Origin of the sequence: Klebsiella sp. HMSC25G12, assembly GCF_001807705.1 — a bacterium.
Taxonomy (GTDB): domain Bacteria; phylum Pseudomonadota; class Gammaproteobacteria; order Enterobacterales; family Enterobacteriaceae; genus Klebsiella; species Klebsiella variicola.
This window is the reverse complement of record NZ_KV789908.1, coordinates 259,712-259,988: the sequence shown is the minus strand read 5'-3', so window position 1 is coordinate 259,988 and position 277 is coordinate 259,712. Positions and strand designations below refer to the sequence as shown.

The 277-nt window shown below is 53.4% G+C and carries 2 other RNA genes (1 of these 2 only partly in view); both read right to left on the bottom strand.

The features are described from left to right. Positions 1-70: 70 nt before the first annotated feature. Positions 71-203, bottom strand: a non-coding RNA gene (locus HMPREF3096_RS19850) — RtT sRNA. Between the two features lie 43 nt (positions 204-246). Then, positions 247-277, bottom strand: a non-coding RNA gene (locus tag HMPREF3096_RS19845) — RtT sRNA (it continues 89 nt past the right edge of the window).

Below are 277 nucleotides of genomic sequence, written 5' to 3'. Positions count from 1 at the left end.
CTGCTCCCTTTGGCCGCTCGGGAACCCCACCAGGGGTAAAATCACATTGTAGGCTATTCAGCAAAATGAATGGTGGTGGGGGAAGGATAACTCGTCGCTATCGCTCCTCGCCCTTCGGGCCGTTGCCTGCGGCAACGTTCTCTCGCTGGCGCTCGAGTCGAACCTTGGTCGAAGCTTCTCATCCTTCCCCGTAGGGTAGAATATAAAATATCGTAGAGTAATGGGATTGCGGTGTTTTTAAGAGGATGGTGGTGGGGGAAGGATTCGAACCTTCGAA